The following is a 13,699-nucleotide window of genomic DNA, read 5'->3' as shown; positions in this document are numbered from 1 at the left end:
TGTTGAAGGATCATGCTCCACACTGTGGGGTTATTTGGTTTGGGGACGTGTGGCATATGCGGATGAATACAATACATGTGAGGACAGTAAACGCATTTAACAGATCAATAGGATGACACCTAGAGCTGGTCAGACAACAAGCGTAGCAAAAGGAGAAATGAAACATGAGCATTTTGGACAAAATGGTGAAAGACGGAGACGGACGATTTTGGGGATTTCTCGGGTGCCGGTACATCAAGGGCAGTAAACAAGAGGTTCAGATTGGGCTCACAGCAGGTGAGCAGCATACCAACTCCATGGGCATCATTCATGGTGGTGTGCTCACCTCATTGATGGATCAGGCGATGGGCATGGTGGCTACAGCCGCTATGGAGGTCGATGGTTGCGTGACAACAAACCTGAATGTGCATTTTCTTGCACCCATGAGACAGGGCGAGTTAATTGTAACGTCGACTGTGTTGCATCAGGCTGGACGCAGCATTACGACCCAGTCCGAGGTGCGGGATGAATCGGGAACGCTGGGATGCATGGCTACAGCCACATTTCGTGTAGCGAAACCGAGAGCCTGAAGACAGAAGACAGAAGGTTATATCCACGGTTGACAAAAGATATTATTATGTCATAATGAGATTATCAAAATGAAAATAGTCGGTGGTGCCCATGAGCGAAAATAACAAACATGTTAACACGGAACCAGATCAGGATGAAATGGAAGCACGGAACTATAGCTCCAAGAAATATCGCACCCCGGATGGGGTTCCAGCGGACATCGTTATGTTCACGCTGACGAAGAGGGAACGCAAGACGGTAACGAAAACTCTCCCGATCCGGGAGTTGAAGGTTATGTTAATTAAACGCAAGGGTTGGCCCTTTGCAGGACGCTGGGCGTTACCGGGTGGTTTTTGCCAAGAGAATGAGTCTATATACGGCGCAGCGAAGCGAGAATTGATGGAGGAGACCGGGGTGGACGGTGGACACCTGGAGTATCTGAACGTGTATAGTCAACCTGGACGTGATCCAAGGGGCTGGATTATCTCACATGCGTTCTTCGCTCTTGTAGAGGAATGGATGCTTGAACACCGGCAGGCAGCAGATGATGCCCAGGATGTCGGATTGTTTACTATTCAGGAAGCGCTGGAAGAACTGGAGCTGGCTTTTGATCACAGAACGATTATTGAAGATGCGTATAGACGTATACAGCAGCAAATGCTGGAAACCACGATTGCCAGACAGTTTCTGCCGCGTGATTTTACGTTAAGTGAATTATATCAGGTCATCCAGAGTGTTGTGCCGGATTTTGAAGAGCCTAATTTTATTCGGAAAATTACATCTACACGCAGCCGTAAAGGCATTGTCGAGGAAGTGCGTGATGAAGAGGGCAATCTGGTCAGCTCCAATCAATATTCTCAGCGCCCGGCACAGCTGTATCGGTTTACCGAGCTTGTGCCACGTTTATCCATCTACACCTAAAATGACGGAAGATGCATTCAACCCTATTCAAACAAGGGAGTGTGGACGATGAAAGCATTAATTGTTATTGATTTCACCACGGATTTTGTTACAGGTGCGCTACCTGTTGGGCAGCCGGCTGTGGACATTCAAGAGACGATTGCGGCGATTACGGAGGCATACTGTAATAACAAAGACGAAGTGATTATGGCTGTAGACCTGCATGAGGCAAATGATCCGTACCATCCGGAGACGGTGCTTTTCCCGCCGCATAATATCCGGGGCACGGAAGGACGAGAGCTATATGGCCGCCTGGCCGAAGTTATGGAAAAGCGCAAAAGCGAGATTCGTTGGATGGATAAAACGAGATATAGCGCGTTCTGTGGCACGGACCTGGAGCTCAAGCTGCGTGAACGAGGTATAACGGATATCGCACTAATCGGGGTATGCACTGACATATGTGTATTGCATACCGCTGTGGACGCGTATAACAAAGGGTTTCATATTACGATTTATGAAGATGCTGTTGCGAGCTTTAACCCGGCAGGACATGATTGGGCGCTTGGACATTTCCGTTCCAGCATGGGTGCACAGGTGGTTAAGGCAAGTGAAACAATTTTGGCCTGATTCGTCAGCCAAGATTGTGGTGTAATCAGCTTTAAGCCCGTATTCAGGCATGGGCCTGGGAACGAGCGGAAGTCAGAGAGGATGAGACAAATGCAGACAACAAGCCTGGCTTTACATACGGATAAATATCAGATCAACATGATGTATGCGCACTGGGTCAATGGTACACACAAACGGAAGGCCGTATTTGAAGCCTATTTCCGCAAGCTTCCTTTTGGCAACGGATATGCCGTATTTGCCGGACTGGAGCGTATTGTGAATTATATCAGCCAGCTTCGCTTCACAATGGAGGACATCAAATTTTTATCCAAACAACCAGAGAATTATGATCCGGTCTTTCTGGAGGAATTGGTTCAGTTCTCGTTCCAGGGAACGATTCATTCCATGAAAGAAGGTGCAATTGTTTTTCCTGACGAACCGCTCATTCGGGTTGAAGGCACCATTATGGAGACACAGCTGGTGGAGACGGCCATCCTGAATTTTATGAATTACCAGACACTGATCGCAACAAAGGCTTCTCGTATCAAACAGGTGGCGCAGCAGGATACGCTGCTCGAGTTTGGAACACGTCGTGCACAGGAAGCGGATGCTGCCATCTGGGGCGCTCGAGCTTCATATGTAGCCGGTTTCCATGCCACATCCAATATGCTTGCTGGTGAACAGTTTGGCATTCCGACAGCAGGCACACATGCGCATTCCTGGGTGCAAAGCTTTTTGACCGAGCAGGAGGCATTTGATGCTTATGCAAGAGTGCTGCCGGATCAGGTGACGCTGCTGGTGGATACGTTTGATACCCTGAACAGCGGTGTTCCGCATGCGATCAAAACAGCTAAATGGCTGGAGAGCCAGGGTAAAAAGATGAATGCCATCCGTCTGGACAGCGGTGACCTGGCTTATCTTTCCATTCAAGCTCGTCAGATGCTGGATGAAGCCGGCCTGGATTATGTGAAAATTGTAGCCTCGAATGATCTCGATGAAAACACCATTTTCAACTTGAAGGCTCAAGGTGCACGGATCGACACTTGGGGTGTCGGTACACAGCTGATTACGGCGTCCGACCAGCCATCGCTCGGTGGTGTATACAAGCTGGTGGAGCGTGAAGTGAACGGAGAGATGCTGCCTACGCTTAAAATCTCTGCCAACCCTGAGAAGGTGTCCACTCCGGGCAAAAAAGAGGTTTTTCGGATCATTGATCCGAAGCATGGCAAGGCGATCGCAGACTATATCTGCTACCCTGAGGAAGAGCAGCCGCTGCAAGGCGGACCGCTCAAGCTGTTCAACCCGCTACACCCTTATCTCAAAAAGACGGTTACCCGCTATGAAGCGGTAAATATGCTGGAGCCGATCTTTGTAAATGGGCGCAAGGTGTATGAGCTGCCTACGCTGGATGAAATTCGTGCCTATCATAAGGAACAGCTGAACCTGTTCTGGCCGGAGTACCAGCGGAAGCTGAACCCGGAGATTTATCGTGTGAACATCAGCCCGGCGGCATGGAATATGAAGCAGAAGCTGATTGCTGAACATGTGAAGTCTAACGAAGAATAGATGAATGAACGGATTTGCAGCATGCATTTAGAAGGCATAACCAGTGCGTATAAAGACTGGCTTATGCCTTTTTGATATGGACTGGAGAATGAACAAGGCAAGAAGCCAGCCATGACTAAAGCATTGAACTGTGTGCTGCTTCATAGAGTTTTGAGGCAGAAAGCAGTATATTATTTCTCGGGAAAGCGCAGGAAACGCCAAATCCCGCCACATTCCGAAATACGTTGCCGATATGCTGAAATCCGCCAGATCATCTTGAAATGTGCTTTTAAAAAGATGGAAGGTGATGAACAGCTCCTTGTCCTTGAGATGATCTTGTTTCAAGCTGCTGTCAGCAGGGGATGAAAAGGTAGAGGAGGGGAGTGCATGAGATACAGCCTGGGACTGCTTTGGCTAGTTTTTATCGTTTATGCCCTGTTTATGGCGCCGGGAAATTCCCCAGGGAATGATCCGGTATTCAAGGGATTGCTTACATTGCAGAGCAAGGAGGCGTGGCTGCTGACCGTGTTTTCGTGGCTGGGTATTTTTCCTGCCGTGTACGCCTGTCTTTTGCTCCGAAACTCAGTGAAGGCTGGGGGCAGGGAGGGGAAGCGATCTGTTCCTGCCTGGCCTTTCGTCTTGTTTTCTTTCGGCTTGGGTGCATTTGCATTGCTGCCCTATTATGCGTGGGTATGGACTTTCCCTGTACGAACAGGATCGGCTTACCAAGTGAATAATCATCTTCCTGTGCCTTCTGCTGATAGTAGCAAGACGGGGGTCGCTCGTGTGGCCGCCAGCAAGCTGACACATCTGGTCCTGCTGTTATTAACGCTCGGATTGGCTGTTTATGCCATCACCCAAGGCAACCCGGAGCATTATGCGGAAGCGTTCAATCAATCCTCGTTTGTCCATATTATGACGATTGATTTGGGGGTACTCACGCTGTTGTCCACTCTCGCAATATTTCAGGATGCCAGAGATAACGGGCGTGCAGCTTACTGGGCCTGGCTAGGGTTGTTGCCACTTGCAGGGCCATTGATATATTTGCTCACGGAATCTGAACAACACTAAGGAGAGGATATAAATGAAAGAACAATTTCAAGCCTATGTACTTCGCCAGCATGATCAAGAGGGAGTCACGGCCAGTATAGAACAGCTGAAAAAGGAGGATCTGCCTAACGGTGATGTTACCGTACAGATACACTATTCCAGTGTGAATTATAAAGATGGCTTGGCAACACTTGAGAAAGGCGGTGTAGTTCGGCAGTATCCGATGGTGCCTGGCATTGATCTGGTCGGAACGGTAGAAGAATCGGTGAGCGCAAGATTTGCACCTGGTGATCGGGTGATTAGCACTGGATTTGAACCCGGTGTTTCTCATTATGGGGGTTACAGTGAATATGCCCGTTTGCAGAGTGAATGGCTGGTGCCTTTGCCGCAAGGTTTGAGTGAACAGGAAGCGATGGCGATCGGTACAGCGGGCTTTACTGCGGCACTTTCGGTGGACGCTTTGATACATGCGGGCATTTCGCCGGATATGGGCAAAATTTTGGTTACAGGAGCGACTGGCGGGGTGGGCAGTATGGCGATTGCCATTCTTGCCAAACTCGGCTATACAGTGACCGCAAGCACGGGCAAAAAGCAGCAGGAAGAGGCTCTTCTCCGCAGTCTGGGAGCGTCCGAGGTGATTTCGCGTGAAGAAGCAGATGCACCGATCAAGGGAGCGATGGGTAAACAGCAATGGGCGGCTGTCGTTGATCCGACAGCAGGGCCGGCACTCGCGGAGCGATTGAAGCAGGTGCAATATGGAGGGGCAGTAGCGGTATCTGGTTTAACTGGAGGCAGTGATTTTGAGTCGACGGTATTTCCGTTTATTTTGCGAGGTATTCAGCTGATGGGTATTGATTCCGTATACTGCCCGATGACAAAGAGAGAACGAATCTGGGCCAAGCTGGGTGGAGAATGGAAACCCGATCGTGCACTTGCGCTAGGTGTTCGGGAGATCACGCTGGGGCAGCTGCCGCATACCTTGGAGAACATATTACGAGGTGGTGCGGTAGGGCGTACCGTTGTGCGAATCTGCTCCGAATAGATCTCTGGAATAAAAGGGGTATCTCTTAGACATGCTAATTCTACCTGAGAGAGTCACGTTGCTGTGGCTTATGGAAAGGGAGGGTGTGCATGTCTAAAAGTATGGAGAGAAATGGAAATACGAAGCGAAAACAAAGAAAAAACAGACAAGAGGACATAGGCAGGCTGAGCCTGGCGTGGCTTAACGCAAAAGGGATTATGGTCATCGGTACAGCTGTGATGCTCAGCGCAGCCTTTTTGACTGCCTGCACAACATCGTCTATTGAACAGGAACGAAAGCTGTATAATGGTCAAGCAGCCACAGAAGGCAATTTTCGAGCGAAACAGCAAGGACATGGGTTAAACGGTGCGTTAGCAAGAGAGCTGACAGCTGGTTTCGATGCAAAGCACATTAAACTGATGAATAATATGTTCGAGGATGATGGCGAAGGCGGCATGTCCTATATGTATTTATTAAACGGCAGTGCACGGCATATCGTCAAAGTGCATATCTATCGCGATGCTCAAACAAGGGCTGCACGGATGGAGGAGATGTATGGCGAGCGCAGGGAAAATGCGGTCTTGGAGAACGCACTCGGCAAAACAACGATTCGCAGTCAAGGGCATGTCTCCTTTGTTTATACGGCCTCTGGTGGAGAAAAAGATGTGTACGAACGGGATGTACTGCAGGTTTTTGGACAGGTGCTGAATCAAATAATGAAAAATAAAAACGACAAACCCGTCTGAGACATCAGACGGGTTTGTATATTTCACGCATGACATGGCGTAGCTCCGGCAAAATAATGCGCTCCATCGCCAATTTGACGGCCCCGCGGGAGCCTGGCATGGAAAATACAGCTGTCCGCCCAATCGTGCCTGCAACAGCCCGGCTCAGAATAGCTGCAGAACCGATGTCCTCCGTAAAGCTGAGATATCGAAAAATCTCTCCAAATCCCGGCAGCTCCTTGTCCAGCAACGAGGATACGGCCTCGTACGTGGTGTCTCGGGGAGCGATGCCTGTTCCTCCGCTCAGTAACACGGCTTCAATATCCTCTCGTACAGCGGCATCCTGCAAAAGGCTTTGAATACGTTCTGTCTCATCCGGTGTAATGATATACTCTACAACCTGATAACCGGATTCCTGCAAAAGCTGGTGCATAAGCTGACCGCTAGTATCGGTTTCTTTGGTGCGTGTGTCCGAGACGGTAACAATCATGCAGGCTACCGTTTGCGGTGCCTCCTGTCTATGCTGTTCGACTGAATTGGTCATTTCGTAACCCCCTTGAATACATATGTCCTCATAGCATAGAGCATTCAGTGGAATCAGGCAATGGAGTGTAGCAGAGGAAAGGATAGAACGAGTATATTGCAGAACATTTGATGGATAGTGTACACTCGCTAGATAGAGTAAGCTCAGAATCAGATTGCATGATGGACAGAAAGGTGTGTAGAGAATGAGTGGGATCCTAGAAAAAGAACAAAGCATTCCTGTATATATTTTGTCAGGCTTTTTGGGGAGCGGCAAAACAACGTTACTCGTAAAGCTTATCGAACACTGGAAAAATCAGAACCTGCGGCCCGCTGTCGTAATGAACGAACTGGGTGAGGTTAATCTGGACGGTCAGATCGTAGATGAAGCTGTGCCGATGGCGGAAATGCTGGGCGGCTGTATCTGCTGCACGGTGCGCGGTGATCTGGGAATACAGCTGGCGGATCTCGTTCAGGAAGAATCACCTGATATCATAGTTATTGAAGCGACGGGCGCGGCTAATCCGATGGAGATTCTGGATGCTGTAACCGAAACCTCGTTATACATGCGTCTGGAACTAAAGAGCTTGATTACGGTGGTGGATGCGGCACATCTGGCCGGATTGTACTCGGAGCAGAAGGGCAAAACCTTCAAGCTGATGCAAGAGCAGATTCGCTGTGCTTCCGTGTTATTGCTGAATAAAACGGATCGTGTGCAGGCACAGCAGCTTCAGGAGCTGGAGTTGCTGCTGAACAAGTGGAACGGCTTTGCCCCCGTAATTCCTTCGATTCGATGTGAAGTGAATGTGGAGCATTTGCTGCATACTGGTACTGATGTTCACCTCCAGCAGCCCGCCGAAGCAGCTGGTGCATCCCAATTAGAACATGCAGCGGAGTCACATGTGCATACAGAAGCTTGCCATACTCATGGATGCAGCCATAACCATGACCATGCTCATGAACATGTTGAAGGGCATCACCATGAGCATTCTTCCAAGGCTCATACTTCACACGAGCATGTGATGGTATATACACATTATTTTGAGAAGCCGGTGAACAGTGAGGCCTTTGAACAGTTTGTGGCGGCCTTGCCCCGTGATATCTATCGGGCGAAGGGTATATTATCATTCAGTGACACGGCCAGCCGCTTCTGGTTTCAGTATGCTTACCGGGAGTCCGATTACATGAAGATTACACCACAAGGTGATGTGCCGAATGTTGCAGTTTTTATCGGTGAACATTTTGATCAGACACGTATTCGAGAGAAATTGCTGGAACTGGAAGCAGCAAATATTATGAATGAGCTAAAATAACTAAACTCCGAATGCTCTCGAAGAACCGTGGTAGTAAGTCTTATGGTTCAAAGTTCCTCCGTATTGGGTATTAGGAAGCATAGCAAACTTTGCCTGGGAGGTAACTTTTAATGACACAACAACAATACCAACAATGTATCGCTGCTTGTCTGGAGTGCATGAATGCTTGCAACGTATGTTACATATCCAGTCTGAAAGAATATAATCTGGCGATGCTGCGTGATTGCATTCGTGTGAACCGTGAATGTGCAGATATTTGCGCATTTGCTGCACAGGCCATGACACGTGGCAGTGATTTTATCGGCGAGATCTGTGAATTGTGTGTGAAGGCATGTGAAGCCTGTGCGGCTGTATGTGGCAAACATGAGCATGATCATTGTCAAGCCTGTGCCGAAGCTTGCCGCAAATGTGCGGAAGCCTGCCGTGTAATGGCTGCTGTGGCCTAATCTCTATTTTTGAAACGTACTTGCTCATGCCAATGAGTCTAATACAGGTTGCCAAGGCATACCCGGATATGTATAATGATGTGAAATGAATGCAATACAGCAATATCAGTGATCGGGAGAGTAGCCAGATTCAACCAGACAGCGAGCCGGGGCAGGTGGAAGCCGGTATGGCATGGAATGAGTGAACCGCACCCGTGAGATGGTTATCCGAAGCCGTATATCTTCTCTGAGAGAAGAGACTTATGGAACCTGAGGGTAACTCGGTATGCAACCGTTATTTGCACCGAGCGGATCGGTTATACTTGGCGTGCAGCTTTATGCAATTCAGGTGACTGTTCACTTAGAGTGGTACCGCGGGAACTGTTTATACAGCTCTCGTCTCTTATAAGAGACGAGAGCTTTTTTGCGTTTAGTATTTAGCGCATATACAAAACTGGAGAAGGAGTGTTTGCTGTGTTGATGAAACAGGCAGCAGCCCGGATTGCACCGTTGACCGGGCTTGCACAGGAAGAAGTGTTAAAATTAATGGAGGTACCTCCGCAGGAGACGATGGGGGATGTGGCCTTTCCCTGTTTTGTTCTGGCCAGAACGCTAAAGAAAGCACCAGCGGTAATTGCTGGCGATGTTGCTGCTGCATTACAAGGCGAAGGTATTGATGCGGAAGCGGCAGGACCTTATGTGAATATTCGTTTTGACCGGGACGTGTATGCTGCGGACATGCTTGAGGAACTGGGCAGTGAGAGCTTTGGCAAGCTGCAGCTGGGGCAAGGAGAACGTGTTGTGATTGATATGTCTTCACCTAACATTGCCAAGCCTTTCGGCATCGGCCATTTGCGTTCGACTGTTATCGGTGCAGCATTGTACCGTCTCTATAACGAGGCGGGTTATACATCGGTCAGTGTGAATCATCTGGGGGACTGGGGAACCCAGTTTGGCAAGCAAATTGCAGCTTATAAGCGCTGGGGCAGCGAGCAAGCACTGCAGGCTGATCCGATCCGTAATTCGCTTGAGCTGTATGTTCGTTTTCATGACGAGGCGGAGAAGGACCCTACTCTGGAGATTGAGGCACGAGATTGGTTTCGCAGGCTGGAGCAGGGGGATGAAGAAGCAAAGCAATTATGGTCCTTTTTTGTGAACGTAAGTATGCAGGAATTTAACCGGATGTATAAACGATTGAATGTGACATTTGATCATACATTGGGTGAGAGCTTTTATAATGACAAGATGGGAGCGGTAGTCGAGGAACTTCAAGCCAAAGGGTTACTGGAGGAAAGTGATGGCGCACTCGTCGTAAGGCTGGATGAAGAGAACATGCCGCCTTGTCTTATTATCAAGAAGGATGGAACAACGATCTATCCTACCCGTGATCTGGCGACAGCGATCTATCGTCATCATGTGATGAAGGCGGATCGGCTGGTATACGTGGTTGGCGGGGAGCAGAAGCTTCATTTCAATCAGGTGTTTACGGTTTTGTCCAAAATGGGTCACGAATGGGCAACAACCTGTGAACATATTCCATTTGGGCTGATGCGCTTTGAAGGACGGAAGATGTCGACACGTCGGGGCAAGGTGGTTTTTTTGCAGGAAGTGCTGGATGAAGCCGCTGCGCGTGCTCTGCAGATTATACAGGAGAAAAATCCGAATCTGGAGCAGCCTGAGCTGGTGGCCGAGGCTGTGGGTGTTGGGGCTATTGTCTTTGGGGATCTGCGCAACAACCGGCTGAACGACGTTGACTTTTCATTGGAGGATGCCGTGAGTTTTGAAGGGGAAACAGGGCCTTATGTGCAGTATACGCATGCCCGGATTCAAAGTGTGCTCGCGAAGGCTGCGGAGACCGGGACCTATGATTCTTCCGCGGCACAGGAAGGCACATCAAACAGCAGTGGAATTGTAGGTGATACGTCATGGTCACTGCTGAAATTACTGTGCGACTATCCCGCTTATCTGGAAAGAGCAGTGCTTCGCAGTGAGCCTTCCGTCATTGCCAAGTATACGATTGATGTTGCTCAAGCCTTTAACCGCTTCTATCATGCGGAGCGAATCGCAGATGCTGCACCTCAGGTGAAAAGCTTCCGGGTGAAGCTGGCGAAATATACGGCAGAACGTCTCGCCTGCAACTTGTCTTTACTGGGCGTGCAGGCTCCCGAGCGGATGTGATCTGGGGATCGGGGAAGTGCGAGGTTAAACGCCGCCGTTTCAGATAACTTGAATGTTGAGTTCTGTTTGGGTACGATAGAGGCAGAATAAACATTTAAGATGCCCGGATGGAAAGGAGCGCTCGCATATGCAAAACACGGATCTCCAGAATGGCTTCATGCTGGACAGCGAACACTCCAGAGAACTGTTTGCTTACTATGGCTTGGCTGTATATTATGGACAAGCGCTGGAGCAGCAACTTGTTAATCTCATTCTGCTAACCAAGATGTCTCAGGGCAAAGTGGTAACGGAGGAGGAACTAGAGGAACTGTATGAACGGAAGATGAGCAGCTCCTTGGGACAGCTGATTCATGAGGCTCGTCATCATTTTACGTTCTCAGAAGAGGAGACGGACAGGCTGAATGAATTATGGCAGCAGCGCAATCGCATTGTGCATCATTATTTCAAGGAACGGATTCATGAAACCTTCAGTCCGGAAGGGCGCTCACGTATGATCAAGGAACTGGATGACTTTAAAGAACGGGCTCAGGAACTGGAGATCACGCTCCAGCAGTATACCGGTGCCTGGATTGCAGAACTGGGTCTGAATGCTGAATCTGCTGCTGCGTGGGCTGATCTGGAACGCATGCATGCTGCAAGTCTGCAGGCACAGCGCCTGAATGAAACGTAGAATTCTTGGAGGATACAACAAACCCGCTCTGACAGCAACCTGATGGCTGCTGCACAGAGCGGGTTTGTTATGTTTGTTTAAGGTGTATGCATGCTGAAGAGTTAAGCTTTTCCTCCTGCAAGCGATGCCGAAGCCGCGCTGAACGCGTTCGCTGACTGCGCCGAACCGTCGATAACGGCCTCCCCTTGAGCCCCTTGCTGCAACTGATACATCTGGTAATATCGCCCTTTGAGCTCCATCAGCTCATGATGTGCACCTTGCTCCACAATTCTGCCTCGATGCAGAACGAGAATTTGATCCGCGGAGCGAATAGTAGATAGACGGTGAGCGATGATGAAGGTGGTACGTCCTTTTTTGAGGACCTCCAGTGCATTCTGAATCAGCGCTTCCGTCTCTGTATCAATGTTGGCGGTAGCTTCATCCAGAATAAGGATTGCCGGATCAAAGGCCAGTGCGCGGGCAAATGAGATTAGCTGCCGTTGTCCAGCAGATAACGTCGCGCCTTTCTCGACAACCGGCTCGTCAAAGCCCTGCGGCAGATGAGCCAGAATTCGTTCAGCACCCACATCACGCAGCGCCTGTTCAATGCGTTCACGAGAGATTTTTTCATCGCCCAGACTGACGTTGGAAGCGATCGTGCCCGTGAAGAGATATGGGTCCTGCAGCACAATGCCCATATGCTCCCGAATCCACTGCTTCGGCAGCTCCTTGACATTTTGCCCGTCAATTGTAATCTTGCCTTTTTGTGGATCATAGAACCGGAAGAGCAGGTTGATGATGGAGCTTTTGCCTGAACCGGTATGACCGACCAGAGCCACCGTCTGTCCTTGCGAGGCCTTGAACGAAATGTTGTTCAGCACATAGTCCTTTTTATAAGCAAATGATACATTGTCAAACACGACATTACCTTTATATCTTGGCATCGAGCCATCTGTCACGGGTTCTCCTTTTTCGTCCATCAGCTCAAATACACGTCCGGCGGATACCATAGAGGAATCCAGATTTGCAAGCTGATTCACCATACCGATAATCGGCTGGAACAACCGGCCGAGAACATCGACAAAGGCATAGAGTACACCAAGTGAGATGATGCTTGTGCCCGTAATCGCACCTGTCCCGAAGTACCACAGCACGACCGCAAAGGCGATATTTCGCAGGACGTTAACAAGGTTATGGGAGGTAAAGGCGTTCAGGTTGAGCATTTTGTTCTGATGTTTCATATAATCTGCATTCAGCTCTTCGAATTCCTGGCGCGTTTGCTTCTGACGCCGGAAGACACGAATGATCGACATGCCCTGAATGGATTCGTTAATGATCGCATTAATCTCACTCAGTCGTGAGCGAATAATTGTATTGTATCGAGTAGCATATTTGCGATAGAGCACAATCCATGCAATAAGCATTGGCACAACAAACAGTGATATTAGACCCAGGCGAACATCGAGCAGGAACAGAGCGATATATACCCCTGTAATCGTAATGATGCCTGAGAAAAAGTTAGATAACACGGCGACAAAAAGATCTTTGACCGCCTCGGTATCATTTGTAACCCGGGATACCACCTTACCTGCGGGCAGATTATCAAAAAAATTCACCGGCAGCCGCTGAATGTGTGCGTACACATCATTGCGAAGCCGCTGGATGACCTTATTGGCAGAGGATTGCAGCCAGAAGGTTTTACCAAACTCCATAATAATGGAGATCACAAGAAAGATCAGATAATACACAATCAATTGATAGATGCCCGGCATCTCGGGCTTGTAAAAAGCAAACAGTTCACCAGCAGACAGCGGAGCAGCCGCGTACTGCCCAACAACTTCACCTGAGCGGGTCACGGTTAACGTGCCGTTTGCATAGGTTCGGTCGCCCTCAGGAGCGCTGACAGGCTCATTTACAAAATAAAAGCTTTTGCCGGCTTGCAGAACACGTACCTCTGCTCCTTTGGATTCATTGGGTGCGAGCAGTGCTTCACGTTTATAGTTTTTTCCTTGGTAGACCGCCGCATTTTCGGAAGAAGCGGTCTCATAAAATGGCTGCTCGATAGCGAGCAGATGATTATCAATCATGGATTTGGCGATAAAGGGTCCGGCAAGCTCTGCCGCAACACCAATCGTCAGCATGATTAAGGCAGCGATGAATGTGCCTTTGGCTTTCAAGGCATACTGCAGCAGCCTTTTACCTGTATTAGACTTCAA

Annotated in this window: 13 protein-coding genes; 11 read left to right on the top strand and 2 right to left on the bottom strand. The window is 49.1% G+C overall.

The window, feature by feature from the left end:
• The first annotated feature begins 164 nt into the window (after positions 1–164).
• From DFQ00_RS00245 to DFQ00_RS00210, 7 genes are all read left to right on the top strand, one after another.
• A complete protein-coding gene (locus tag DFQ00_RS00245) occupies positions 165–569 on the top strand; it encodes a PaaI family thioesterase (protein WP_110893022.1) in 405 nt (134 codons plus the stop codon).
• A 139-nt stretch (positions 570–708) separates the two neighbouring features.
• Positions 709–1,470, top strand: a complete 762-nt coding sequence (locus DFQ00_RS00240) for an NUDIX hydrolase (RefSeq protein WP_110894007.1) — start codon at positions 709–711, stop codon at positions 1,468–1,470.
• Between the two features lie 48 nt (positions 1,471–1,518).
• Positions 1,519–2,076, top strand: coding sequence for a cysteine hydrolase family protein (locus DFQ00_RS00235; RefSeq protein WP_110893020.1), 558 nt, complete (start codon positions 1,519–1,521; stop codon positions 2,074–2,076).
• 90 nt (positions 2,077–2,166) lie between these two features.
• A complete protein-coding gene (locus DFQ00_RS00230) occupies positions 2,167–3,621 on the top strand; it encodes a nicotinate phosphoribosyltransferase (RefSeq protein WP_110893018.1) in 1,455 nt (484 codons plus the stop codon).
• Positions 3,622–3,987: 366 nt separating this feature from the next.
• Positions 3,988–4,671 (top strand): hypothetical protein, encoded by a 684-nt coding sequence (locus DFQ00_RS00220; protein WP_110893014.1) that lies wholly within the window; start codon positions 3,988–3,990, stop codon positions 4,669–4,671.
• 13 nt (positions 4,672–4,684) lie between these two features.
• On the top strand, positions 4,685–5,692 hold the full coding sequence (locus DFQ00_RS00215; RefSeq protein WP_110893012.1) for an acrylyl-CoA reductase family protein: 1,008 nt from the start codon (positions 4,685–4,687) through the stop codon (positions 5,690–5,692).
• Positions 5,693–5,781: 89 nt separating this feature from the next.
• A complete protein-coding gene (locus DFQ00_RS00210; protein WP_110893010.1) occupies positions 5,782–6,417 on the top strand; it encodes a hypothetical protein in 636 nt (211 codons plus the stop codon).
• A gap of 4 nt (positions 6,418–6,421) precedes the next feature.
• On the opposite strand, the gene DFQ00_RS00205 is transcribed toward DFQ00_RS00210, so the two are convergent.
• Positions 6,422–6,940, bottom strand: coding sequence for a MogA/MoaB family molybdenum cofactor biosynthesis protein (locus tag DFQ00_RS00205; RefSeq protein WP_110893008.1), 519 nt, complete (start codon positions 6,938–6,940; stop codon positions 6,422–6,424).
• 184 nt (positions 6,941–7,124) lie between these two features.
• Here DFQ00_RS00205 and DFQ00_RS00200 point away from each other — a divergent pair, with 184 nt between their 5' ends.
• From DFQ00_RS00200 to DFQ00_RS00185, 4 genes are all read left to right on the top strand, one after another.
• Positions 7,125–8,231: a CobW family GTP-binding protein gene (locus DFQ00_RS00200; protein ID WP_110893006.1), complete on the top strand. Its 1,107-nt coding sequence runs from the start codon at positions 7,125–7,127 to the stop codon at positions 8,229–8,231.
• Positions 8,232–8,341: 110 nt separating this feature from the next.
• On the top strand, positions 8,342–8,677 hold the full coding sequence (locus DFQ00_RS00195) for a four-helix bundle copper-binding protein (protein WP_110893004.1): 336 nt from the start codon (positions 8,342–8,344) through the stop codon (positions 8,675–8,677).
• A 453-nt stretch (positions 8,678–9,130) separates the two neighbouring features.
• Entirely contained in the window at positions 9,131–10,834 is a 1,704-nt protein-coding gene (argS, locus tag DFQ00_RS00190; protein ID WP_425270996.1) for an arginine--tRNA ligase, read from the top strand.
• Positions 10,835–10,961: 127 nt separating this feature from the next.
• The gene (locus tag DFQ00_RS00185) at positions 10,962–11,504 is read left to right on the top strand and encodes a hypothetical protein (protein WP_110893002.1); all 543 of its coding nucleotides are present in this window, start codon (positions 10,962–10,964) and stop codon (positions 11,502–11,504) included.
• A gap of 101 nt (positions 11,505–11,605) precedes the next feature.
• Here the strand turns inward: DFQ00_RS00185 and DFQ00_RS00180 are convergent, their stop codons facing one another.
• A complete protein-coding gene (locus DFQ00_RS00180) occupies positions 11,606–13,699 on the bottom strand; it encodes an ABC transporter ATP-binding protein (RefSeq protein WP_110893000.1) in 2,094 nt (697 codons plus the stop codon).

The organism is Paenibacillus barcinonensis (assembly GCF_003217495.1).
GTDB classification, from domain to species: Bacteria; Bacillota; Bacilli; order Paenibacillales; family Paenibacillaceae; genus Paenibacillus; species Paenibacillus barcinonensis.
The sequence above is the reverse complement of the archived record's forward strand: the minus strand, read 5'-3'. Positions and strand labels throughout refer to the sequence as shown.